1 protein-coding gene is annotated in these 722 nt (G+C 75.1%); it reads right to left on the bottom strand.

The window, feature by feature from the left end; genetic code table 11:
* Positions 1-722, bottom strand: a 722-nt coding sequence (locus FV230_RS28955) for a Mur ligase family protein (RefSeq protein WP_246695060.1), incomplete at both ends; no start/stop codon positions are given.

Below are 722 nucleotides of genomic sequence, written 5' to 3'. Positions count from 1 at the left end.
GGGCGGGCGTGGCGAGCGCGAGGCCGGCGGCGACGAGCGCGTTCTCGACCTGGAACCCGCCGACCAGCGGCAGCCGGATCCGGCGTCGGCCGTGGCGGCCGTCGAGGTCGAGCACCTGCGCGAAGCCCTCGGTCCGGGCATCAAGGAGGCGGATGTCGGAGCCGGCGCGGCCGGTTGTGCGGATGGCGTGGCCGGCTTCGGTCGCGGCGGCGATCACCCGGTCCGCATAGGCGCCGTCGGCGTTGACGATGGCGGGCGCGCCCGCCGGCAGCAGGGTCGCGAACAGGCGGAGCTTGGCGGCGAGGTAGTCCTCGACCGTCGCATGGTAGTCGAGGTGGTCGCGCCCGAGATTGGTGAAACCGGCGGCGGCCAGCCGCACGCCGTCGAGGCGGCGCTGCTCGATGCCGTGCGAGGAGGCCTCCATCGCGAGGTCGGTGATGCCGTCGTCGGCGAGCCGCGCCAGGGTCTGGTGCAGGGTCACCGGATCGGGCGTGGTCAGCGAGCCGTAGGCGGCGCCGCGGTTGGTGACGATGCCGACGGTGCCGAGGCTCGCCGATTCCCGCCCGATCCGCGCCAGGATCTGGCGGACGAAGTCGGCGACCGAGCTCTTGCCGGCGGTGCCGGTCACCGTGACGATGGTCTCGGGCTGGCGGCCCGACAGGCGCGCGGCGGCGAGCGCGAGCGCCCGGCGGGCATCCGCCACGGCGATCCAGGCGCAATCC

Origin of the sequence: Methylobacterium sp. WL6 (genome assembly GCF_008040095.1) — a bacterium.
Classification (GTDB): Bacteria; Pseudomonadota; Alphaproteobacteria; order Rhizobiales; family Beijerinckiaceae; genus Methylobacterium.
This window is presented reverse-complemented; position numbering and strand designations above follow the sequence as displayed.